This window comes from Aeromonas sp. DSM 116730 (assembly GCF_046581335.1).
GTDB lineage: Bacteria > Pseudomonadota > Gammaproteobacteria > Enterobacterales > Aeromonadaceae > Aeromonas > Aeromonas rivipollensis.
Map to the genome: position 1 here is coordinate 1,908,211 of NZ_CP144265.1, position 21,180 is coordinate 1,929,390.

General features: G+C 60.8%; 22 protein-coding genes. 16 read left to right on the forward strand and 6 right to left on the reverse strand.

What is annotated here, in order from left to right; genetic code table 11:
• Positions 1-14 precede the first annotated feature (14 nt).
• A complete protein-coding gene (locus Aeroheme_RS08710) occupies positions 15-1,316 on the forward strand; it encodes an MFS transporter (RefSeq protein ID WP_303808098.1) in 1,302 nt (433 codons plus the stop codon).
• Between the two features lie 77 nt (positions 1,317-1,393).
• Here Aeroheme_RS08710 and ahpF read toward each other — a convergent pair whose 3' ends face one another.
• From ahpF to Aeroheme_RS08725, 3 genes are all read right to left on the reverse strand, one after another.
• Positions 1,394-2,980 carry an alkyl hydroperoxide reductase subunit F gene (gene ahpF, locus Aeroheme_RS08715; RefSeq protein ID WP_411167106.1) on the reverse strand — a complete coding sequence of 529 codons (1,587 nt, stop codon included), beginning with the start codon at positions 2,978-2,980 and terminating at the stop codon, positions 1,394-1,396.
• A gap of 141 nt (positions 2,981-3,121) precedes the next feature.
• Positions 3,122-3,688, reverse strand: coding sequence for an alkyl hydroperoxide reductase subunit C (gene ahpC, locus Aeroheme_RS08720; protein WP_005324327.1), 567 nt, complete (start codon positions 3,686-3,688; stop codon positions 3,122-3,124).
• 642 nt (positions 3,689-4,330) lie between these two features.
• Complete coding sequence (locus tag Aeroheme_RS08725) at positions 4,331-4,777, reverse strand: CBS domain-containing protein (RefSeq protein WP_106886567.1); 447 nt, start codon at positions 4,775-4,777, stop codon at positions 4,331-4,333.
• A 275-nt stretch (positions 4,778-5,052) separates the two neighbouring features.
• Here Aeroheme_RS08725 and queA point away from each other — a divergent pair, with 275 nt between their 5' ends.
• The 7 genes from queA to nlpI all read left to right on the forward strand — a co-directional run bounded on the left by queA (position 5,053) and on the right by nlpI (position 12,072).
• The gene (gene queA, locus Aeroheme_RS08730) at positions 5,053-6,105 is read left to right on the forward strand and encodes a tRNA preQ1(34) S-adenosylmethionine ribosyltransferase-isomerase QueA (RefSeq protein WP_411167107.1); all 1,053 of its coding nucleotides are present in this window, start codon (positions 5,053-5,055) and stop codon (positions 6,103-6,105) included.
• A gap of 117 nt (positions 6,106-6,222) precedes the next feature.
• Entirely contained in the window at positions 6,223-7,359 is a 1,137-nt protein-coding gene (gene tgt, locus Aeroheme_RS08735; protein ID WP_025327252.1) for a tRNA guanosine(34) transglycosylase Tgt, read from the forward strand.
• A gap of 50 nt (positions 7,360-7,409) precedes the next feature.
• Positions 7,410-7,745, forward strand: a complete 336-nt coding sequence (yajC, locus tag Aeroheme_RS08740; RefSeq protein ID WP_025327251.1) for a preprotein translocase subunit YajC — start codon at positions 7,410-7,412, stop codon at positions 7,743-7,745.
• Positions 7,746-7,763: 18 nt separating this feature from the next.
• Positions 7,764-9,617, forward strand: coding sequence for a protein translocase subunit SecD (gene secD / locus Aeroheme_RS08745; protein ID WP_025327250.1), 1,854 nt, complete (start codon positions 7,764-7,766; stop codon positions 9,615-9,617).
• A 9-nt stretch (positions 9,618-9,626) separates the two neighbouring features.
• Positions 9,627-10,574 (forward strand): protein translocase subunit SecF, encoded by a 948-nt coding sequence (gene secF, locus Aeroheme_RS08750; RefSeq protein WP_106886570.1) that lies wholly within the window; start codon positions 9,627-9,629, stop codon positions 10,572-10,574.
• A 106-nt stretch (positions 10,575-10,680) separates the two neighbouring features.
• Entirely contained in the window at positions 10,681-11,049 is a 369-nt protein-coding gene (locus tag Aeroheme_RS08755) for a rhodanese-like domain-containing protein (protein WP_106886571.1), read from the forward strand.
• A gap of 90 nt (positions 11,050-11,139) precedes the next feature.
• Positions 11,140-12,072, forward strand: coding sequence for a lipoprotein NlpI (gene nlpI, locus Aeroheme_RS08760; RefSeq protein WP_307764782.1), 933 nt, complete (start codon positions 11,140-11,142; stop codon positions 12,070-12,072).
• Positions 12,073-12,159: 87 nt separating this feature from the next.
• Here nlpI and Aeroheme_RS08765 read toward each other — a convergent pair whose 3' ends face one another.
• Positions 12,160-13,032: a U32 family peptidase gene (locus Aeroheme_RS08765; protein WP_404838940.1), complete on the reverse strand. Its 873-nt coding sequence runs from the start codon at positions 13,030-13,032 to the stop codon at positions 12,160-12,162.
• Positions 13,033-13,044: 12 nt separating this feature from the next.
• Positions 13,045-14,040: a peptidase U32 family protein gene (locus tag Aeroheme_RS08770; protein WP_411167108.1), complete on the reverse strand. Its 996-nt coding sequence runs from the start codon at positions 14,038-14,040 to the stop codon at positions 13,045-13,047.
• Between the two features lie 190 nt (positions 14,041-14,230).
• Between Aeroheme_RS08770 and Aeroheme_RS08775 the strand changes: the two genes are divergently transcribed.
• Positions 14,231-14,746, forward strand: coding sequence for an SCP2 domain-containing protein (locus tag Aeroheme_RS08775; protein ID WP_111912229.1), 516 nt, complete (start codon positions 14,231-14,233; stop codon positions 14,744-14,746).
• Here Aeroheme_RS08775 and Aeroheme_RS08780 read toward each other — a convergent pair.
• Complete coding sequence (locus tag Aeroheme_RS08780; RefSeq protein WP_163137805.1) at positions 14,711-15,127, reverse strand: hypothetical protein; 417 nt, start codon at positions 15,125-15,127, stop codon at positions 14,711-14,713. The genes Aeroheme_RS08775 and Aeroheme_RS08780 overlap by 36 nt on opposite strands.
• 184 nt (positions 15,128-15,311) lie before the next feature.
• Here Aeroheme_RS08780 and trmJ point away from each other — a divergent pair, with 184 nt between their 5' ends.
• The 7 genes from trmJ to hscA all read left to right on the forward strand — a co-directional run bounded on the left by trmJ (position 15,312) and on the right by hscA (position 21,180).
• Positions 15,312-16,043, forward strand: coding sequence for a tRNA (cytosine(32)/uridine(32)-2'-O)-methyltransferase TrmJ (gene trmJ, locus Aeroheme_RS08785; protein WP_408849316.1), 732 nt, complete (start codon positions 15,312-15,314; stop codon positions 16,041-16,043).
• 93 nt (positions 16,044-16,136) lie between these two features.
• Entirely contained in the window at positions 16,137-16,640 is a 504-nt protein-coding gene (iscR, locus tag Aeroheme_RS08790) for a Fe-S cluster assembly transcriptional regulator IscR (RefSeq protein WP_025327241.1), read from the forward strand.
• Positions 16,641-16,692: 52 nt separating this feature from the next.
• Complete coding sequence (locus Aeroheme_RS08795) at positions 16,693-17,907, forward strand: IscS subfamily cysteine desulfurase (RefSeq protein ID WP_163147500.1); 1,215 nt, start codon at positions 16,693-16,695, stop codon at positions 17,905-17,907.
• Between the two features lie 54 nt (positions 17,908-17,961).
• Positions 17,962-18,345 carry a Fe-S cluster assembly scaffold IscU gene (iscU, locus tag Aeroheme_RS08800; protein WP_005299770.1) on the forward strand — a complete coding sequence of 128 codons (384 nt, stop codon included), beginning with the start codon at positions 17,962-17,964 and terminating at the stop codon, positions 18,343-18,345.
• Between the two features lie 15 nt (positions 18,346-18,360).
• Positions 18,361-18,684, forward strand: a complete 324-nt coding sequence (gene iscA / locus Aeroheme_RS08805; RefSeq protein WP_005324290.1) for an iron-sulfur cluster assembly protein IscA — start codon at positions 18,361-18,363, stop codon at positions 18,682-18,684.
• A gap of 86 nt (positions 18,685-18,770) precedes the next feature.
• Positions 18,771-19,289, forward strand: coding sequence for a co-chaperone HscB (hscB, locus tag Aeroheme_RS08810; RefSeq protein WP_163147502.1), 519 nt, complete (start codon positions 18,771-18,773; stop codon positions 19,287-19,289).
• A gap of 28 nt (positions 19,290-19,317) precedes the next feature.
• Positions 19,318-21,180: a Fe-S protein assembly chaperone HscA gene (gene hscA / locus Aeroheme_RS08815; protein WP_411167109.1), complete on the forward strand. Its 1,863-nt coding sequence runs from the start codon at positions 19,318-19,320 to the stop codon at positions 21,178-21,180.

The window sequence follows — 21,180 nt, forward strand, 5'->3', positions numbered from 1 at the left end:
CACGAGGAGGCGTCATGACACTCACAAGGTTGTTGTCACCCCTGACCAGTCTGGTGATCTTCATTCTGGGTCACGGCATGTTCAATACCCTGCTGACGGTGCGCCTCTCGGCAGAGCAGGTGTCGGTGCAGGCCATCGGCCTGGTGTCGGCCGCCTATTTCGGGGGCCTGGTGCTGGGGGCCTTCATCAACGCCCGCCTCATCATACGGGTGGGCCATATCCGGGCCTATGCGGCCTACGCCTCCCTGCTCTGTTTCCTGTTCCTGCTGCACGGCATGGTGGTGGAGCCCATCGCTTGGGCGGCGCTGCGGCTGGTGGGGGGCTTTGCCACCGGCGGCCTCTTCGTGGTGCTGGAGTCCTGGATGCTGGTCTCCAGCACCCCGGCCAACCGGGGACGGCTGATGTCCCTCTACATGATACTGCTCTACGGATCCCTGGCCATGGGCCAGTTGCTGCTCAAGTGGGTGGATCCCATGGTGTTGACCCCCTTTGCCCTGTGCGCCATGGCCGCCACCCTGTCGGTGGTGCCGCTCGCCCTCTCCCGGGTGGCCACCCCTGCCATGGTGGCGCCCCAGCCGGTGGGGGTGCTGGAGCTTGTCCGGCTCACCCCAGCTGGGATGGGTAGCAGCTTCACCTCGGGCCTGATTCTCGGGGCCATCTACGGCCTGTTGCCGCTCTATTTTACCGACAGCGGCGCCTCGCTCTCGCGGGTGGCGGACATGATGGCGCTGGTGATCCTGGGGGGCATGTGCCTGCAATACCCCATAGGGCGGATGTCTGACCGCTATGACAGGCGGCTGGTGATCCTGCTGCTGTGCGCAGCGCTGACTCTGCTCGCCCTGCTGATGGTGTTGTTGCCCGAGGGCTGGCGCGAGCCGATCGCGGGGGCCCTGGTGTTCCTGCTGGGGGGGATGGCGTTTTCCATCTATCCCTTGAGCCTCAGTCACGCCTGCGACGAGTTGCGCCCGGATCAGGTGCTGGGGGCCAATCAGGGGCTGCTGCTCGCCTACAGCCTGGGGGCCATGATAGGGCCGCTGCTGGCCCCCTTCGTCATGCTGCAGTTCGGGCCAGAGGGGCTGTTCGTCTACTTCGCCCTGTGCGGTGCCCTGCTGGCGGGCTATCTGGGCTGGCGCAGGCGGCAGCGGGCACCCATTCCCCTGGCCGAGCACCAGGTGTTCATGCCGGTGCCGCCCAATACCCCCATGACCGCCGAGCTGGAGCCAAGAACAGATCTGGAAGGGGAGGCGGTGCCCGCGACCTATGCCACGCCCGAGGTGGAGGATGTGGAGGGGATGGAGGAGCCGCAGGCTCGCTGAGAGCCAGCCTGCCCGAAGACGCGCATAAAAAAGCCGACTCCCAGGGAGTCGGCTTCTTGTTGGTGCTAAGGCCGTTATCAGGCGGTCACGGCGTCGGCTTTGACGGCATGAGCCTCAGGGGCCGCATTGCGGATAAGGTAATCGAAGGCACCCAGGGCTGCGGTGGCACCGGCGCCCATGGAGATGATGATCTGCTTGAACGGCACTGTGGTGGCGTCCCCTGCGGCATAGACGCCGGGCAGGGAGGTCGCGCCCTTGGTGTCGATCTCGATCTCGCCAAAGCGGGTCAGGGCCACCTCGCTCCCTTTCAGGAACTCGGTGTTCGGTACCAGACCTATCTGCACGAAGATGCCAGCCACCGCCAGGTGCTTGATCTCGCCCGTGGTGCGGTCCTCGTAGTCCATGCCCACCACCTTGCTGCCGTCACCGATGACTTCGGTGGTGCGGGCGCTCATGATGATGTCGATGTTGCCCATGGAGCGGGCCTTCTTCTGCAGCACCTCGTCGGCGCGCAGGGTATCGGCGAACTCCACCACGGTGACGTGCTCGACGATGCCGGCCAAGTCGATGGCCGCTTCGATGCCGGAGTTACCGCCACCTATCACCGCCACCCGCTTGCCCTTGAAGAAGGGACCGTCGCAGTGCGGGCAGTAGGCCACGCCCTTGGTGCGGTACTCGAGCTCGCCCGGCACGTTCAGATCGCGCCAGCGGGCACCGGTCGCCAGGATCACGGCGCGGCTCTTCAAGGTGGCGCCGGAGGCCAGCTCCACGTTCACATAGCCATCCTTGCTGATGGCGGCGGCACGCTGCTCGGTGATCACTTCCACGCCGTACTGCTTGACGTGTTGCTCCAGGCTGGCGGCCAGCTTGGGGCCCTCGGTGTAGGGCACGGAGATGAAGTTCTCGATACCGACGGTGTCCATCACCTGGCCGCCGAAGCGCTCGGCGACGATGGCGGTGCGGATCCCCTTGCGGGCGGCATAGATGGCGGCTGCAGCGCCAGCCGGGCCACCGCCGACCACCAGCACGTCATAGGGGGCTTTTTCGCTCAGCTCTGCGGCCTTGCGATCGCTTGCGCCGGTATCGAGCTTGGCGACTATCTCTTCGAGCGAGGTGCGACCCTGGCTGAACGGCTGGCCGTTCAGGTAGACGTTCGGCACCGCCATGATCTGGCGCTCGTTCACCTCATCCTGGAACAGGGCACCGTCGATCATGGTGTGGGTGATGCCGGGGTTCAGGGTGGCCATCAGGTTCAGGGCCTGCACTACGTCCGGGCAGTTGTGGCAGGAGAGGGAAATATAGGTCTCGAAGTGGAACTCGCCCTTCAGGTTCTTGACCTGCTCCAGCACGGCCGGATCGGCCTTGGAGGGGTGACCGCCGCTTTGCAGCAGGGCGAGCACCAGGGAGGTAAATTCATGACCCATGGGGATGCCAGCAAAATGCACGCGCGGTGCCTGGCCTTGTGGCGCCACGCTCATGGAAGGCTTGCGAGCGGCGGTGCCATCGGTCATGGAAATCTTGGGGGACATCTCTGCTATCTCGTTGGCCAATGCCAGGAGCTCTGCGGATTTGTCGCTGTCATTGCCGGACACGCTGATCTCGATGGGATTGACGATGTACTGCAAGTAACCGTTGAGTTGTTGTTTGAGGTTGGTATCTAACATGGTCGAATTCCTTCTTGTTATGGCGGTCGGCACTATTCATGAATACAGAAAGCACTGGATGCAAAAAACAGTGAATGCAGGAAGCGCTGGGCCAGAAAGCAGACCGGCCCTTGAGTGGGCCGGTCTTGGAGAGCAGGAGGCTTAGATTTTGCCTACCAGATCCAGGGACGGGGCCAGGGTGGCATCGCCTTCTTGCCATTTGGCCGGGCACACTTCACCCGGGTGAGCGGCAACGTACTGGGCAGCCTTGACCTTGCGCAGCAGTTCCAGAGCGTCACGGCCGATACCGCCGGCGTTGATTTCAACGATCTGGATGACGCCTTGCGGGTCGATGACGAAGGTACCGCGGTCAGCCAGGCCAGCTTCTTCGATCATCACGCCGAAGTTGCGGGTGATGGTGCCGGTCGGGTCGCCGATCATCGGGTACTGGATCTTCTTGATGGTGTCAGAAGTGTCGTGCCAGGCCTTGTGAGTGAAGTGGGTGTCGGTGGAGACGGCGTAGATCTCGACGCCCAGCTTCTTGAAGGCAGCGTAGTTGTCAGCCAGATCGCCCAGCTCGGTCGGGCAAACGAAGGTGAAGTCAGCCGGGTAGAAGAAGACCACGGACCACTTGCCTTTCAGGTCAGCGTCAGACACCTGAACGAATTTGCCATTGTGGTAGGCGGTAGCGTTGAACGGCTTGATTTCAGTGTTGATATAGGTAGACATGTATTTGCTCCTTGGTGATGTACATATGCCCGTCTGGTCGTGAAGTGCTTGGCCAGGCGAGGCGCTTAACTTTCGATGGAGGCATCATAGGGCTTTTCTCTAATCGGTCAAAGCCACAATTTTGAATTACTTAAATCTACTTCTTAGATAGCCCATCGCAACTGTACCTAACATGAATATCTCAGGCCTTCAGAGATAACTCATTGTCGAAGTTCAATTTCTGTCCTCCATGTCACATTTTCAAGTCCCGGATGGGAACTTGTTTTATGCCAGAGGGGCGAGAGGAGTATTGAAGGCGCGTCGGGACAGGGGGGGAGAGCATGAGAGACGGGCAAAAAAATCCCGGCGCCGTCGCACAGACAGGGCCGGGTCATCAAACAAGGAATGGCGATATAAAAATGCTTTACAGCAAAGACTAACTACGGGGTGTGCAAACTTGCAGACATATGAAGAGAAGACATCGGGTGCACAATCCTCATCTCCTCTTCGGCAACTATTGCATGGACGGCATCATAGTGTGATGAAGATCACAAAGCAAGTTTGTGGTGTAATTTTTCAGTCAAACTGAAAGTGTTTCAGTTATTTAGCCGGTAAATTAAGCTGAAAACGCTTTTATTGTAATTTTATTACAGTTTTTTGTGATCAGAAATCGGAGGGCGGCTCCTGCTCTTCCATCAGTTCCAGCAGATTGATGGCCACTGTGATGAAATCCGACTCCGTGACTATGCCCACCAGCTTGCGTCCCCGTACCACCGGCAGGCAGCCATATTTGTGGCGCTGCAGGTAGAGGGCCGCCTCCTTGATGCCGGCGTGGGGATCCACGCTCGCCACCTGGCGGGTCATGATCTCGTCGAGCTGGACGCTGTCGGTGAATTCTGCCTCCCGCTCCGGATTGATCAGCAGCAGCTTGGACTCGCGAGTGGCCAGGATGTCGGAGAGGGTGACCAGTCCCAGCAGATGCTGGTGCTCGTCGACGATGGGGATGTGGCGGATCTGCTCCTGCTGCATCAGCTCCATCGCCTGCTTGACGCTGTTCTGCGGCCCCAGGGTGAAGGGGTGTTCGGTCATGATTTCAGTCAGGGTCATCATGGTGGGCCTCCTTGTGTCTCTGATCTCACCCTAGCTCAGCTCCTGGCCGTGGAACCTGATCAGGGTCAATACAGATCATTAAAGAATCATTAACTCAGGGGCTGTGAGCGCTGCGGGGCACAAATTGGCGCCCAAGCGCCCGTGTCGGCGCGTCAAGGGCCCACAAGGCTCACAAAAAGAGCGCTATCCCTTGCCGGCCTTGGGTTTTTGGTCTTTTGGGTTGCCTTGGAAGAGGGGGATAACTAGACTAGCCGCCGATTCCCCCGAGGTGAAAGATGCAAGTATCCGATTTTCATTTTGATCTGCCAGACGAGCTGATTGCCCGCTATCCGATGGCAGAGCGTACCGCCAGCCGCCTGTTGCAGCTCGATGGTCAAAGCGGCGCCCTGCGCCACGGTCAATTTGTGGATGTGCTGGACCAGCTCAACCCGGGCGACCTGCTGGTGTTCAACAACACCCGGGTCATTCCGGCACGCATGTTTGGCCAGAAGGCCAGCGGCGGCAAGCTGGAGGTGCTGGTGGAGCGCATCCTGGACGAGCATAGCGTGCTTGCCCATGTCCGCTCCTCCAAGTCCCCCAAGCCCGGCACCCGTCTCATTCTTGATGGTGGGGTCGAGGCCGAGATGCGCGCCCGCCACGATGCCCTGTTCGAGATCCACTTCCTGGACCCCCGTCCGGTGCTTGAGATCCTGGAGGCCATAGGCCACATGCCGCTGCCCCCCTATATCGACCGACCCGACGAGGACGCCGACAAGGAGCGCTACCAGACCGTCTACAACCAGAAGCCGGGCGCCGTGGCGGCGCCGACCGCGGGGCTGCACTTCGATGAGCCCCTGCTGGCAAAGATCCGCGCCAAGGGGGTTGAAACGGCCTTCGTCACCCTGCATGTAGGGGCGGGGACCTTCCAGCCGGTGCGGGTGGACAAGATTGAAGATCACCACATGCACTCCGAGTATGCCGAAGTGCCGCAGGAGGTGGTGGATGCCATCAACGCGACTCGGGCCCGGGGTGGCCGAGTGATTGCGGTGGGCACCACCTCGGTGCGCTCCCTGGAGAGCGCCGCCAAGGTAACCCTGGCCCAGGGCAAGCCGCTGGCGCCCTTCTTCAGCGACACCGACATCTTCATCTTCCCGGGCTACGAGTTCCAGATTGTCGATGCCATGGTCACCAACTTCCACCTGCCCGAATCGACCCTGATCATGCTGGTCAGCGCCTTTGCGGGGTACGATCAGGTGATGGCGGCCTATCAGGCGGCGGTGGAAGAGCAGTACCGTTTCTTCAGCTACGGGGACGCCATGTTCGTCACCCGTCGCCAGGTTGAGACATAAGCCTCAGCCTTCAGAAGCCGTTCAGGGACTCCTTGTCAGGATCCTGGCCGGTTTCTTGTATCGGGCCCATGGGGCCCTCCGTTGTCAGACTGTTTCTCTGACTGAATCGAGGTAGCAATGAAATTTGAACTGAAAACCACAGATGGTCGCGCCCGTCGCGGTCAACTGGTATTCGAGCGCGGTGTGGTCCAGACCCCGGCCTTCATGCCGGTCGGTACCTACGGCACCGTCAAGGGGATGACCCCGGAAGAGGTGCGCGAGACCGGCGCCCAGATCCTGCTTGGCAACACCTTCCACCTCTGGCTGCGGCCGGGTCAGGCGGTGATGCGCGCCCACGGCGACCTGCACGACTTCATGAACTGGCAAGGCCCCATCCTCACCGATTCCGGCGGTTTCCAGGTGTTCAGCCTGGGTCACATTCGCAAGATCACCGAAGAGGGGGTGCACTTCCGTCATCCCATCAACGGCGAGAAGATCTTCCTCGACCCCGAGAAATCCATGGAGATCCAGTACGATCTGGGCTCCGACATCGTGATGATCTTCGACGAGTGCACGCCCTATCCGGCGACCTACGAAGAGGCGCGCAAGTCCATGGAGATGTCCCTGCGCTGGGCCAAGCGCTCCCGCGACAAGTTTGATGCCCTGGGCAACAAGAACGCCCTGTTCGGCATCATCCAGGGCTCCGTCTACGAGCCGCTGCGGGATGTCTCTCTGGACGGCCTGCTGGAGATAGGCTTCGACGGCTATGCGGTCGGCGGTCTGGCGGTGGGTGAGCCCAAGGAGGACATGCACCGCATCCTGGATCACGTCTGCCCGAAAATTCCGGCCGACAAGCCGCGCTACCTGATGGGGGTGGGCAAGCCCGAAGATCTGGTGGAAGGGGTGCGCCGCGGCATCGACATGTTCGATTGCGTGATGCCGACCCGCAACGCCCGCAACGGTCATCTGTTCACCACGGACGGCGTGGTCAAGATCCGCAACGCCAAGTATCGCGAGGACACCAGCACCCTGGATGCGGACTGCGACTGCTACACCTGCAAGAACTACACCCGCAGCTATCTGTACCATCTGGACAAGTGCAACGAGATCCTCGGTGCCCGTCTGAATACCATTCATAACCTGCGTTATTACCAGCGTGTGATGCAGGGTTTGCGGGACGCGATCGAGCAGGGTAAATTAGACGACTTTGTAACTGAGTTTTACCGTCGGCAAGGGAAGCCCGTGCCTCCGTTAACTGAAAATGACGTGAAATAACAACGACATATAAGTTAGTTTTCAAATCTACATCAATAAGAGGTTGTTAAATGAGCATTATCTCCAAGGCGTATGCAGAAGGCGCAGCTCCGGGTGCACAGGGTGGTGGCATGGAAATGATCATCATGCTGGCCGTGTTTGGCCTCATCTTCTATTTCATGATCTATCGTCCCCAGGCCAAGCGCGCCAAGACTCATCGCGATCTGATGAGCTCCCTGGCCAAGGGTGACGAAGTGCTCACCTCCGGTGGCCTGGTCGGCAAGATCGCCAAGGTCTCCACCGATAGCGACTACATAGTGCTGGCCCTGAACGATCAGACCCAAGTCACCATCAAGCGTGATTTCGTCTCTGCCGTTCTGCCCAAGGGTTCTATCCAGTCCCTTTAATCTCCCGAGGAGCACAGCGTGTTAAATCGCTATCCGCTGTGGAAATACCTGATGGTGATCGTCGTGATCGCCATCGGTTTTCTATATGCAGCCCCCAATCTTTACGGCGAAGACCCGGCCTTGCAGGTATCTGCCAGCCGTGGTGCCGAAGTCAAACTAGAGACGCTCGATCAGGTGAAGGAGACGCTCGAAGCGGCTCAGATCCCGGTCAAACATGCTGCGTTCGAACACGGTTTCATTCTGATCCGGTTCACCAATACCGAAGACCAGCTCAAGGCACGTGACATCGTCGCCAACAAGCTGGGCGACAACTTCATCACTGCCCTCAACCTGGCACCTTCCACTCCTGCCTGGCTCGAAGCCATAGGCGCCGCTCCCCTCAAGCTGGGTCTGGACCTGCGCGGTGGTGTGCACTTCCTGATGGAAGTGGACATGGCCGAGGCGCTGACCAAGCAGCAAGAGCAGATGGTGCAGGATTTCCGCTCCGAGCTGCGCACCCAGAAGATCCGTTACTCCGGCGTGCGCCGGGTCGGTGATCAGGTGCAGGTGGTGTTCCGCGAGGAGGCCGATCAGGCCAAGGCGGCCTCTTTCCTGCGTCGGCAGAATCCGGATCTCACCTTCACCACTGAGCAGAAAGGGGATGACTTCATCCTGCTGGCTGGTCTGAGTGAAGCCAAGATCAAGGAAGTGAAGAAGTACGCCCTCGAGCAGAACATCACCATCATCCGTAACCGGGTGAACGAGCTGGGTGTGGCCGAGCCGCTGGTACAACAGCAGGGTGCCGAGCGCATCGTGGTGGAGCTGCCCGGTATCCAAGACACCGCCCGTGCCAAGGAGATCCTGGGGGCCACAGCCACCCTGGAGTTCCACATGGTCGATGAGGCCGCCGACATCCAGGCCGCTGCCGCGGGCCGGGTGCCGCCGAGCTCCAAGGTCTACAACGATCGCAACGGTCGTCCCGTGGTGCTGCAAAAGCGCGTGATCCTGACCGGTGACCACATAGTGGGTGCCCAGTCCGGTTTCGATGAATACAGCCGTCCCCAGGTCAACATCAAGCTCGATGGCCAGGGTGGCAACAAGATGGCCAACTTTACCAAGGACAACGTTGGTAAGGGCATGGCCACCGTCTTCATCGAGTACAAGCCGGTGGGTCAACCCGGTCCGGACGGCAAGCGCAAGTTCCGCAAGCAGGAGGAGGTGATCAACGTCGCCACCATCCAGTCGCGCCTTGGCAGCCAGTTCCGCATCACAGGTATCGACAACGCCAACGAAGCGCACAACCTGGCGCTGCTGCTGCGTGCCGGTGCCCTGATAGCCCCCATTCAGATAGTCGAAGAACGCACCATAGGCCCGAGCCTGGGTCAGCAGAACATCGACAGCGGTATGGAAGCCATCGGCTGGGCCATGCTGGTGATAGTGCTGTTCATGGGGATCTACTACCGTGCGTTCGGCTGGGTGGCCAACCTGGCCCTCTCCATGAACCTGGTGCTGATCGTCGGCATCATGTCGATGATACCCGGGGCCACCATGACACTGCCGGGTATCGCCGGTATCGTGCTGACGCTGGGCATGGCGGTGGATGCGAACGTGCTGATCTACGAGCGTATTCGTGAAGAGATCCGCAACGGCCGCGGGGTGCAGCAAGCCATCCACATGGGCTTCGACCGCGCCTTCTCGACCATCGCCGACTCCAACGTCACCTCGCTCATCACCTGTGTGATCTTGTTTGGTATCGGCACCGGCGCCATCAAGGGCTTCGCCCTGACCCTGGGCATAGGTCTGACCGCCTCCATGTTTACGGCCATTACTGTATCCCGCGCCATCATCAACCTGGCCTGGGGCGGACGGCGCATCGACAAGCTGCCGATCTAAGGAAGAGACATGTTTCAGATTCTACATTTTGAAAAGCCCATCCCCTTCATGCGTTTCGCCAAGTCGGGAATGGTGTTCTCTGCCTTGCTGACGATGCTTGCCCTGTTCTGCCTGTTCGATCGCGGCCTGAACTGGGGGCTGGACTTTACCGGGGGCACCACCATAGAGGTGGGGTTCCAGCAATCGGTGAGCCTGGACAAGATGCATGAGGCGCTGGATCAGCAGAAGATTGAAGGGGCGACCCTGCAATTCTTCGGCTCCAGCCGCGATGTGCTGGTGCGCATGGCCCCCCAGGAGGGGGTCAAGGTCGAGCAGCAGGGCAACGAGGTGCTGGCGGCCGCCAAGCTGATCGACGAGGGCGCCGTGCTCAAGCGGGTCGAGTTCGTCGGTCCTTCGGTGGGTGACGAGCTGGCGACAGATGGTGCCCTGGCCATGCTGGCCTCCATCCTCTGTATCCTGGCCTACGTGGCGGTGCGCTTCGAATGGCGTCTGGCGATGGGGGGCATCCTTTCCCTGGCGCACGATGTGATCATCACCCTCGGCATCTTCGCCTACTTCCAGTACGAGTTCGATCTGACCGTGCTGGCGGCGCTGATGACCCTGGTGGGCTACTCCCTGAACGACACCATAGTGGTGTTCGACCGCCTGCGGGAGAACTTCCGCAAGGTGCGCAAGGGGGATACCGCCTTCATCATGGATCTCTCCATGACCGAGACCCTGAGCCGGACCATCATCACCTCGGGGTTGACCTTCGTGGTGGTGGTGGCGCTGCTGCTCAAGGGCGGCCCGCTGATCCACGGTTTTGCCATCGCCATGGTGATAGGGGTGGCCTTCGGGACCTACTCCTCCATCTATGTGGCGAGTGCCTCTGCCATGTTCTTCGGGGTCAAGCGGGAGCACATGCTGCCGACCCAGGTGGAAAAAGAAGGGGCGGATCAGCAAGAGATCCTGCCGTAACAGACAAGGGCGCCACAAGGCGCCCTTTCTCTTGGGGGGCGGCTGAGTCATTATGCTCCCCAGTACCCATCCTCATGACCCATTGCAAGAATGCAAGGAGCAAGCCATGCAACACAATCCCCGTTTTCTGGCCCTGGTAGAGGCCATTCGCCCGCAGATACGGGAAACCGACGTGCACCAGATCAGGCGCTGGCAGGAAGAAGGCCGTTTTTTTCACCTGATCGATGTGCGGGAAGATAACGAGTGGGCGAAAGGGCACCTGCCGGGGGCCGAACACCTTGGCCGCGGTGTGATGGAGCGGGACATCGAGACCCGTTTTCCCGATCCCGACACCGAGCTCTACCTCTATTGTGGTGGGGGATTTCGCTCCATCCTGGCGGCGGACAACCTGCAAAAGATGGGGTATTCCCGGGTGGTCAGCGTCGATGGAGGCTTTCGTGGTTGGTGTGACGCCGGATACCCTGTCGAATCCTGATTTATTTGAGGGATAGGGGTTGCGCCACATGACAAAAGGCCGGTTGACCTTTACCATATGCGGGGTCAAGCGTAAGCGTCGGAGTGTTCATTGAACGTCAGGATAGGGATTGGATACCTCACCGGTATCCTGTTGTTGCTCCCCATGTGGGGATGCAGCAGTAGCAGTCAGGTTACAGCGCCTCAAGTTCCCAAGCCGCAACCCGCTTCATTGGTATTGGCGACCCCCTTGCAGGTCTCCTACCAGAGCGAGTTGGCCTTGGCGCGACTCGGGCAGATGCTCAGTGAAATGGAATTGACGACCGAACAGCGCGCCGAGTTGTTCTATGAGCGTGCCGTGGTGTTTGACCGGGTTGGCCTTCGTTCCCTCGCTCGGCTCGACTTCAACCGCGCCTTGCGGGAGAAGCCCGACTTTGCCGAGGCTTACAACTTCATCGGTGTCTATCTGGTTCAGCAACAGAACTATGACGAGGCCTATGAGGCATTCGATTCGGCTCTCGAGCTCGCCCCGGATTACGATTACGCCTACCTCAACCGTGGCATAGCGCTCTATTACGGCAACAGGCCCGAGCTTGCCACCGCCGACATGAAGCGTTTCTACGAGGCGCAGCCGGAAGATCCCTACCGGGTGATCTGGCTCTATCTGGCCGAGCAGAAGCTCAACGGGCCGGCGGCCATGAGCCGGATGCGCGAGCGGCTGAACAAGTATGACGACGACGCCTGGAACTGGGATCTGGTCCGCCTCTATACCGGCGAGATCAACGCCACCCAGCTGATGGGCAACGTGGTGAAAGGAGTGAAGGACAACCGGGAGCTCGCCGAGCGCCTGTGCGAGACCTACTTCTACCTCGGCAAGTTCGAGCTGGCCAAGGGCAACCGCAAGGAAGCCATCAGCTACTTCAAGCTGGCGCTGGCCAACAACGTCTATGACTTCATCGAGCATCGCTATGCCCTGCTCGAGCTGGAGCTGATGGCGCGCAAGCCCTTGCCGCCGGGTGCCCAGGGCAAAAACAGCAAAGCGTGAGAAGGGCATCAGCCCTCAGTGAAAAAGGCCTCTTGATGAGGCCTTTTTGCTGTCTGTTGCTGGGGGATGCGGGGTGTCATTCCATTGTCATTCCACCAGGCTCATGCCGGGGATCTGCCGCCAGTAACCGTTGCAGTCCCGCTCCTGCTGCAGGGGCAGCGGTGCCTGACCCTGCAGGTTGGCCTTGAAACGGGCCAACATGTCGAGTGTGTCCATCCCTTCTGGGGATAGGCGCACCACGTCCACCAGTCCCGCCATGCCTTCGAGCTCGTTGCCGAGGTTGTAGCAGTAGCCGGACTGGGTCTGGATGCCGTTGAGATTGAACACCTTCTGCCCCTCGCGGCTGCTGGCGAGGCGCCCAGTGGGGTAGTGGATGCAGGCGAGCTCGCAGTTGTCCTTGGGCTTGTCGAGGGAGCGGGCGGTGAAGCAGCGCGCCGAATAGGCCAGCGGCAGGTGGCCGTAGGCGAACACCTCCACCTCGAACTGCTGGCGGGCGCTGCCCAGATCCTCATTGAGCTGCACCAGCCAGTCGCGGGAGAGCTCCACCGGCATCACCCAGCGCCGCATCCCCTGTTTGAGCAGCATGCGCAGCACCTCGGCGTTGTAGGCATTGATGGCCGGGCCGCACACGAAGGGCAGCCCCGCCTCCCAGGCGAGCTGGACGGCGCCGAGATCGTTGGCCTCGACCATGAGATCGCCATTGTCGACCAGCCGCTTGACCTCCTTGAGTTCCGACGGCGCCGAGATCAGCGCCAGGGTGGAGAGCACGGCCTGCTTGCCCGAGCTCGCCACCTGGCGGGCCAGGGCAATCCAGTCATCCCCTTTCAGTTCACGGCGCTTGCTGCACACGGTCTCGCCCAGATAGATGATGTCGGCCTGGCTCTGCGCCGCCGCCTCATAGAAGGCCTGGGTATCGGCCTTGGGCCAGTAGAAGAGCAGGGGCCCGAGAGAGAATTGCATGATGTGCTCCTTTTATTGCCACTGGCGATGATAGGCGCCGAGGGTGGTCTGGCTTCCCTCGGAGACGCGGGCAAGCTGGGCATCCCACTCGCTCTTGACGCTGTAGGTGTCGGGGTTGGCCTGATAGGCGTCGATGGCGGCGCGCCAGACCCGGGTCACCTGCTCGACATAGGCGGGGCTGCGCTGGCGGCCCTCGATCTTGACCGACTGGATCCCGGTCTGGAACAGCTCAGGTAACAAGCCGAGGGTGTTGAGGCTGGTGGGCTCCTCCAGGGCGTGATAGGTCTGGCCATCCACCTCGAAACGCCCCTTGCACAGGGTCGGGTAACCGGCGTTTTCCCCGGGGCCGTAGCGGTCGATCAGCACCTCGTTGAGACGGGATTCGAGGCCGTTCGGGGTCTCCTCCCAGCGCACGAACTTGGCGGGGGAGCAGGCGCCCACGGTATTGGGGCTCTCGCCGGTCATGTAGGAGGAGAGGTAGCAGCGCCCCTCCGCCATGATGCAGAGGCTGCCGAAGGCGAACACCTCGAGGCCGACGTCGGTCTCGCGGGCCAGCTGCCTGACCTGATGCATGGAGAGCACCCGTGGCAATACCACCCGGCCGACCTTGAAGTGCTGCTGGTAGAAGCGAATGGCGGCGGCGTTGGTGGCGCTGGCCTGGACAGAGACATGGAGCTCCATGTCGGGATGATGGCGGCTGGCGTAATCCAGCACGGCGAGATCGGCGATGATCAGGGCATCGGCACCGAGTGCCACCCCTCTGTCCACCGCCTGCTTCCATCTGGCATCCGAGCCCGGGTGGGCGAAGGTGTTGATGGCGATGTGCAGCTTGCGACCGTGCTGGTGCACATAGTCCACCGCTCTTTCCAGCTTGCTGTCCGTGAAGTTGAGGCCGGCGAAGTGGCGGGCATTGGTGTCGTCCTTGAAGCCGATATAGACGGCGTCGGCCCCGTTATCCACGGCTGTCTTCAGTGCCGGCAGGCTGCCTGCCGGGCAGAGTAATTCCATCGGGTACGCTCCGAGAGGGCAAAAATGCAAAAAGTGGCCCGATTGTATGCAGGCTTGGGCCCCCGCTTTTTGACCTGAGGCAGCTTTAGGTGGCTTTACCCTTCTTGAGGTAAGTCGGCACAAGTTTGATTTTCAACAGGATCCTGATAATTGCACTGTGTTTGAATGGGCAAAAAACTGGGAGTTTATCGTGTTTCATCAACTGCAACGCCGCCTGGTCGAACAGGCCCCTCGTCTCTTGCGCCATCCCCTCAAGCTGGTGCCCTTCACCCTGCAGCAAAACCTGATGGAGGCCTTGCTGGCGCAGGCGTTCAAGGAGGCCATCCAGGATGGGGACTTCGCCTTCCTGGCGGGCAAGTGGCTCAAGGTCGAGGTGTCAGATCTCGAGCTCTGCTGGTTTGTCAGCGAGCGAGCGGGAAAACTGGTGGTGGCCCGTGAATGCGAGCGAGCCGATGTCTGCTTCAGCGGCAGCAGCCAGGATCTCATCCTGATTGCCGGTCGCAAGGAGGATCCGGACTCCCTCTTCTTCCAGCGCAGGCTGAAGATAGAAGGGGATACCGAGCTGGGCCTTGAGGTGAAGAACCTGATGGACAGCCTGGACCTCGATGGGCTGCCAGGGCTGATGAAATATCCCCTGATGGATCTGGCCACCCTGATAGAGCGGGTACGCTCAGCGCAGGATCCGCTGCCCGCGTCTATGGCCTGAGCCGCGTCTCAGCTGCAGGGCCAGCCCCCGGGTATGGTGGCGGTGACGCCGCCGGGCCCACAGGCAGCGGCCACCCCAGAGACAGGGGAGCAGGGCGAGCAGGGCCGTGGTGTCAGGCAGGCGCAGCAGCACCAGCCCGAGCGCCAGCCACAGAAAAGGAAGAGCCTCGTAGTACCACTCCGGTTGCAGCCAGCGCTTGGCGGGATAGATGACCAAATCGGTGCGCCTGTAGTTGGAGCGCATCATCCAGATGAGGGCGCCCACGGCAAACAGCAGGGTCGCCGCGAGCCAGAGCAGCGGGGAGTGGGCAAAGGACCACAGCACGGCGGAGAGCAGCAGGTAAAGCAGCGGCAGTTGTTCATAGATCCAGGGGGGCAGCATGAGAGGGTGACTCCGGGTAATGCAGCTTGACCCTCTAAGGTTAGCCCTCCCTTTTCCCGCCTTCAGGTCGGTTGGTTATACGAGCCATCACTTTTGTTCTGAAATGCAGGGTCAGAAGCGGTGCCAAAATAGCGATTGGTTATGTTACAATTGCGCGCCATTTTTGACTGAAGATTGACTGGGCATGTTGGATCAGATTCGTATCGTGTTGGTAAACACCTCTCACACCGGCAACATGGGGTCTGCGGCGAGAGCCATGAAGACCATGGGGCTGACGCAGCTGGTGTTGGTTGATCCGCAAGCCTTGCCAGATGACGATGCCATCGCCCTGGCGGCAGGGGCCAGCGATGTGCTGGCCAATGCCCGCATAGTCCCGACGCTGGATGACGCCATCGCCGATTGCGGCCTGGTCATCGGCACCAGTGCCCGATCCCGCACCCTGAGCTGGCCCATGCTGGATCCCCGCGAAGCGGGCGAGAAGCTGGTAGCGGAAGGGGTGAAGCACCCGGTCGCCCTGGTGTTTGGCCGTGAACGCACCGGCCTCACCAACGATGAGCTGCAAAAATGCCACTATCACGTGGCCATCCCGGCCAATCCCGAATACAGCTCCCTCAATCTTGCCATGGCGGTGCAGACCCTCTGCTACGAGGTGCGCATGCACTGGCTGGCGACTCAGGAGACTGACACAGCGGCAGAGGCGGAGCGGGTCGATTATCCCAGCGCGCAGCAACTGGAAGGCTTCTATCAACACCTGGAGCAGACTCTGCAGAAGACAGGTTTCATCACCGAGGAGCACCCCGGTCATGTGATGAGCAAGCTGCGTCGTCTGTTCAATCGCGCCCGGCCGGAAGTGGTTGAATTGAATATATTGCGGGGCATTCTCACCTCGGTGCAGAAAGCCCGGCCGCAGGATTAATCCCGACTGATTTACTCAACCATATACTTGACTGTTTTAGTCGGGTATGTGACCATGTGCCCATATTGATTTGTTCGCAAGACGGTAAGGCATATGAGACTGACCTCAAAAGGACGTTACGCTGTGACAGCCATGCTAGACGTGGCGTTGCATGCAGAGCAGGGGCCCGTTCCCCTGGCTGATATTTCAGAGCGCCAGGGCATCTCCTTGTCCTATCTGGAACAACTGTTTGCCCGTCTGCGCAAGCATGGACTGGTGAGCAGCGTGCGCGGCCCGGGCGGCGGTTATCGCCTCGGCCTGGCCCCTGGCGAGATCTCGGTAGGTCAGGTGATCACCGCGGTCGATGAGTCGGTCGATGCGACCAAGTGTCTCGGCAAGGGTGGCTGCCATGGCGGTACCCAGTGTCTGACCCACTCCCTGTGGCGTGACTTGAGCGAGCGCATTTCCAGTTTCCTGGGTGACATCACCCTGGCGGAGCTGGTCGGCCAGGCCGATGTGCGCCGCATCGCCGGCAAGCAAGATGAACAAATGAAGACCGTGTTGTCCCTGGTTGACCGGGCAGAACGCGGTGATGTGAGCTTGAAAGTCCAACTATAAACGTGCTTTCCACGACGAGTCGCTGTGTGACTCCGTCGTAACGGAGAAAAACATGAAACTGCCTATTTACCTTGATTATTCGGCAACCTGTCCGGTGGACCCGCGTGTCGCAGAAAAAATGATGCAGTGCCTCACCATGGACGGCCTGTTTGGCAATCCTGCCTCCCGCTCTCACCGTTTCGGCTGGCAGGCCGAAGAGGCGGTGGACCTGGCCCGTAATCAAGTGGCAGAGCTGATTGGTGCAGATCCTCGCGAGATCGTCTTCACCTCCGGCGCGACCGAATCCAACAACCTGGCCATCAAGGGCATAGCCCACTTCTATGCTGGCAAGGGCAAGCACATCATCACCTCCAAGACCGAACACAAGGCGGTGCTCGACACCTGCCGTCAGCTGGAGCGTGAAGGCTACGAGGTGACCTACCTCGAGCCGATGCCCAGCGGCCTGTTTACTCTGGAGCAGATCGAAGGCGCCCTGCGCGATGACACCATTCTGGTCAGCATCATGCACGTCAACAACGAGATCGGTGTGGTGCAAGATATCGCCGCCATCGGCGAGCTGTGCCGCTCCCGCAAGATCCTGCTGCACGTGGACGCAGTCCAGAGCGTGGGCAAGATCCCGGTCGACGTGGAAGCGCTGAAAGTGGATCTGCTCTCCATGTCCGCCCACAAGGTATACGGCCCTAAGGGCATAGGTGCCCTGTACGTGCGCCGCAAGCCGCGGGTCCGTCTGGAAGCCCAGATGCACGGTGGTGGTCATGAGCGCGGCATGCGCTCCGGCACCCTGGCGACCCACCAGATCGTCGGCATGGGCGAGGCCTTCCGCATCGCCAAGGAAGAGATGGCGAGCGAGAGCCAGCACATCATGGCCCTGCGTCAGCGTCTGTGGAACGGCATCAAGAACATCGAAGAAGTCTATATCAACGGCGATCTGGACCATCGTGTCCCGGGTAACCTGAACGTCAGCTTCGCCTATGTGGAAGGGGAATCCCTCATCATGGCGCTGAAGGATCTGGCTGTCTCTTCCGGTTCGGCCTGTACCTCGGCCAGCCTGGAGCCTTCCTACGTGTTGCGCGCCCTGGGCCTGAACGACGAGCTGGCGCACAGCTCCATCCGTTTCAGCATCGGTCGCTTCACCACAGAGGAAGAGATCGACTACGCAATCAAGCTCATCTGCGACTCCATCGGTCGTCTGCGCGAGATGTCTCCCCTGTGGGAGATGTTCAAGGACGGCGTCGATCTGAATACGGTCGAATGGGCACATCACTGATCCTTGCCAGCGTGGCAAGTGTTTGGTGAACAACGGAATTAGCAGGAGTTAGATATGGCTTACAGTGAAAAAGTAATCGACCACTACGAGAATCCCCGCAACGTCGGTGGTTTTGACAAGAACGATCCCAGCATCGCGACCGGCATGGTCGGCGCCCCGGCCTGTGGCGACGTGATGAAGCTGCAACTGAAGATCAGCGACGACGGCATCATCGAAGATGCCAAGTTCAAGACCTACGGCTGTGGTTCCGCCATCGCCTCCAGCTCCCTGGTGACCGAGTGGGTCAAGGGCAAGACCCTGGACGAAGCCGCCGGTATCAAGAATACCGACATCGCCGAAGAGCTGGCCCTGCCACCGGTGAAGATCCACTGCTCCATTCTGGCGGAGGATGCCATCAAGGCCGCCATCGCCGATTACAAGCAGAAGAAAGGTCTCTAAGGTCCGGAGAGCAGTATGGCCATTACCATGACAGATGCCGCAGCGGCACGGGTTTCCTCTTTTATAACCAACCGGGGCAAGGGCATAGGCCTGCGCCTCGGCGTTAAGACCACCGGCTGTTCTGGCCTTGCCTATGTGCTCGAGTTTGTGGATGAGCTGGCCGCTGAGGATCAGGTGTTCGAGCAGAACGGTGTCAAGATCATCGTCGATGCCAAGAGCCTGATCCATCTGGATGGCACCGAGCTGGACTTCGTCAAGGAGGGCCTCAACGAGGGCTTCCAGTTCAACAACCCGAACGCCAAGGGCGAGTGCGGTTGTGGCGAGAGCTTCAGCGTCTAATCGATGAAGCCGGCAGCCTGCTGCCGGCTTTGCCGTTCAAGATGGATGTTGAGCAAGGCACTAGCCTTCGAGTCTGAGGACACAGAATGAATCATTTCGAGCTGTTCGGGCTGGCAGAGGGCTTCGAGCTCGATACCCGCCAGCTGGCAGACACCTACCGCCAGTTGCAAACCCGGTTCCACCCCGATCGTTTTGCCACCGCCCCCGAGCGGGAGCAGTTGGCCGCGGTGCAGCGTGCCGCCCAGATCAACGATGCCTTCACTACCCTCAAGTCCCCCCTGCGCCGAGCCGAATACCTGCTCTCCCTGCGCGGCACCGACATTCGAGGCGAGCAACAGACTCTGCAAGACACCGCCTTCCTGATGCAACAGCTGGAGTGGCGCGAGCGTCTGGCTGACCTGAAAGGGAATGCGAGTCCTGAGCGTGCCATCGAAGATTTTCGTCGCGAGATCAGGCATGATCACCAGTCTCTGATGCAACGGCTGACCGACGCCCTCACCGCGGGTGAAGATCTGACGGCGGCCGATTGCGTGCGCAAACTCAAGTTTGTCGACAAGCTCCTCGAGGAGCTGGAACGATTCGAAGACTCGCTGTTCGAGTCTTGACCCTCTAACGCTGGAATTGTGATTACCCATGGCATTACTGCAAATCGCCGAGCCCGGCCAGAGCGCCGCGCCTCATCAGCACAAACGTGCCGTTGGCATCGATCTCGGCACCACCAACTCCCTGGTCGCCGCCGTCCGCAGCGGCCAGGCCGATACCCTGTGTGACGAGCAAGGGCGCGATCTGCTGCCCTCTGTGGTGCACTATCAAGCTGCCGGGAGCCAGGCCGACGCCATCCGGGTGGGCTTTGATGCCAAGCGCGAAGCCTCCCTCGATCCCCACAACACCATAGTCTCGGTCAAACGGATGATGGGCAAGGCGCTGGCCGACATGGATACCCGTCAGCAGCCTTACGAGTTCGTGGCCGCCGACAACGGCATGCCCCAGATCCAGACCCGCCAGGGGCTGGTCAATCCGGTGCAGGTTTCGGCCGAGATCCTGAAAAAATTGGCCGAGCGCGGCGCAGCCTCCCTCGGCGGCGACCTCGATGGCGTGGTCATCACTGTGCCCGCCTATTTCGACGACGCCCAGCGCCAGGGCACCAAGGATGCGGCTCGTCTGGCCGGCCTGCACGTGCTGCGGCTGCTCAATGAACCCACTGCCGCCGCCATCGCCTACGGCCTCGACTCCGGTCAGGAAGGGGTGATTGCCGTCTATGACCTCGGTGGCGGCACCTTCGACATCTCCATCCTGCGCCTGCATCGCGGTGTGTTCGAGGTGATGGCCACCGGCGGCGACTCGGCGCTGGGGGGCGATGACTTCGATCACCTGCTGGCGGACTGGATCAAGGCACAAGCCGGCCTGAGCGGCCAGCTCGATGCCCGCACCCAGCGCGAGCTGCTGGACGTGGCGGCGGCGGTCAAGCACGGCCTGACCGATGCCGACCGCGTTTCCTGCACCTTTGCCGGTTGGCAGGGGGAGGTGAGCCGCAGCCAGTTCGACGAGCTCATCATGCCGCTGGTCAAGCGCACCCTGCTGGCTTGCCGCCGCGCCCTGCGCGATGCGGGGCTCGAGCAGGTGGAAGTGCTGGAAGTGGTGATGGTAGGGGGCTCCACCCGGGTGCCGCTGGTGCGCGAGCAGGTGGGGGAGTTCTTCCAGCGTACGCCCCTGACCAGCATAGATCCGGACAAGGTGGTCGCCATCGGCGCCGCCATCCAGGCCGACATCCTGGTGGGCAACAAGCCCGATGCCGAGATGCTGCTGCTGGACGTCATCCCGCTCTCCCTCGGTCTTGAGACCATGGGGGGGCTCGCCGAGAAGGTGATCCCGCGCAATACCACCATACCGGTGGCTCGCGCCCAGGAGTTCACCACTTTCAAGGATGGCCAGACTGCCATGGCCATCCACGTGGTGCAGGGAGAGCGCGAGCTGGTGGCGGATTGCCGCTCCCTGGCCCGCTTCACCCTGACCGGTATTCCGCCCATGGCGGCCGGCGCCGCCCACATTCGCGTCACCTTCCAGGTGGATGCGGACGGGCTGCTGTCGGTCAGCGCGATGGAGAAGTCCTCCGGCGTGCAGGCGGAGATCCAGGTCAAGCCCTCCTATGGCTTGGCGGAAGAGGACATCCTCAGCATGCTGAGCGCCTCCATCGCCAATGCCCAGCAGGACATGGATGCCCGCATGCTGGCGGAACAGCAGGTCGAAGCCGATCGGGTGGTGGAGAGCCTCAATGTGGCGCTGGCCGCCGATGGCGAGGCGCTGTTGAGCGCCGCCGAACGTGCCGAGATCGATGCCGCGATCACTCATCTGCTGGCCATGCGTGCCACAGGCACAACCAATCAAATCAAAGATGCCATCGAGGCGGCGGATGCCGTCAGTGGCGAGTTTGCGGCCCGTCGCATGGATGCCTCCATTCGCAAGGTGCTGACCGGCCAAAACGTCAACAAGGTGTAA

What these genes read in the sequence shown, in the direction of transcription:
- hscB (WP_163147502.1), top strand. Translation starts at nt 18,771, where the DNA reads ATGAATCATTTCGAGCTGTTCGGGCTGGCAGAGGGCTTCGAGCTCGAT.
- hscA (WP_411167109.1), top strand. Translation starts at nt 19,318, where the DNA reads ATGGCATTACTGCAAATCGCCGAGCCCGGCCAGAGCGCCGCGCCTCAT.
- ahpF (WP_411167106.1), bottom strand. Translation starts at nt 2,980, where the DNA reads ATGTTAGATACCAACCTCAAACAACAACTCAACGGTTACTTGCAGTAC.
- iscU (WP_005299770.1), top strand. Translation starts at nt 17,962, where the DNA reads ATGGCTTACAGTGAAAAAGTAATCGACCACTACGAGAATCCCCGCAAC.
- Aeroheme_RS08710 (WP_303808098.1), top strand. Translation starts at nt 15, where the DNA reads ATGACACTCACAAGGTTGTTGTCACCCCTGACCAGTCTGGTGATCTTC.
- iscR (WP_025327241.1), top strand. Translation starts at nt 16,137, where the DNA reads ATGAGACTGACCTCAAAAGGACGTTACGCTGTGACAGCCATGCTAGAC.
- tgt (WP_025327252.1), top strand. Translation starts at nt 6,223, where the DNA reads ATGAAATTTGAACTGAAAACCACAGATGGTCGCGCCCGTCGCGGTCAA.
- Aeroheme_RS08765 (WP_404838940.1), bottom strand. Translation starts at nt 13,032, where the DNA reads ATGCAATTCTCTCTCGGGCCCCTGCTCTTCTACTGGCCCAAGGCCGAT.
- Aeroheme_RS08770 (WP_411167108.1), bottom strand. Translation starts at nt 14,040, where the DNA reads ATGGAATTACTCTGCCCGGCAGGCAGCCTGCCGGCACTGAAGACAGCC.
- queA (WP_411167107.1), top strand. Translation starts at nt 5,053, where the DNA reads ATGCAAGTATCCGATTTTCATTTTGATCTGCCAGACGAGCTGATTGCC.
- Aeroheme_RS08725 (WP_106886567.1), bottom strand. Translation starts at nt 4,777, where the DNA reads ATGATGACCCTGACTGAAATCATGACCGAACACCCCTTCACCCTGGGG.
- trmJ (WP_408849316.1), top strand. Translation starts at nt 15,312, where the DNA reads ATGTTGGATCAGATTCGTATCGTGTTGGTAAACACCTCTCACACCGGC.
- Aeroheme_RS08780 (WP_163137805.1), bottom strand. Translation starts at nt 15,127, where the DNA reads ATGCTGCCCCCCTGGATCTATGAACAACTGCCGCTGCTTTACCTGCTG.
- iscA (WP_005324290.1), top strand. Translation starts at nt 18,361, where the DNA reads ATGGCCATTACCATGACAGATGCCGCAGCGGCACGGGTTTCCTCTTTT.
- Aeroheme_RS08795 (WP_163147500.1), top strand. Translation starts at nt 16,693, where the DNA reads ATGAAACTGCCTATTTACCTTGATTATTCGGCAACCTGTCCGGTGGAC.
- secF (WP_106886570.1), top strand. Translation starts at nt 9,627, where the DNA reads ATGTTTCAGATTCTACATTTTGAAAAGCCCATCCCCTTCATGCGTTTC.
- Aeroheme_RS08755 (WP_106886571.1), top strand. Translation starts at nt 10,681, where the DNA reads ATGCAACACAATCCCCGTTTTCTGGCCCTGGTAGAGGCCATTCGCCCG.
- yajC (WP_025327251.1), top strand. Translation starts at nt 7,410, where the DNA reads ATGAGCATTATCTCCAAGGCGTATGCAGAAGGCGCAGCTCCGGGTGCA.
- ahpC (WP_005324327.1), bottom strand. Translation starts at nt 3,688, where the DNA reads ATGTCTACCTATATCAACACTGAAATCAAGCCGTTCAACGCTACCGCC.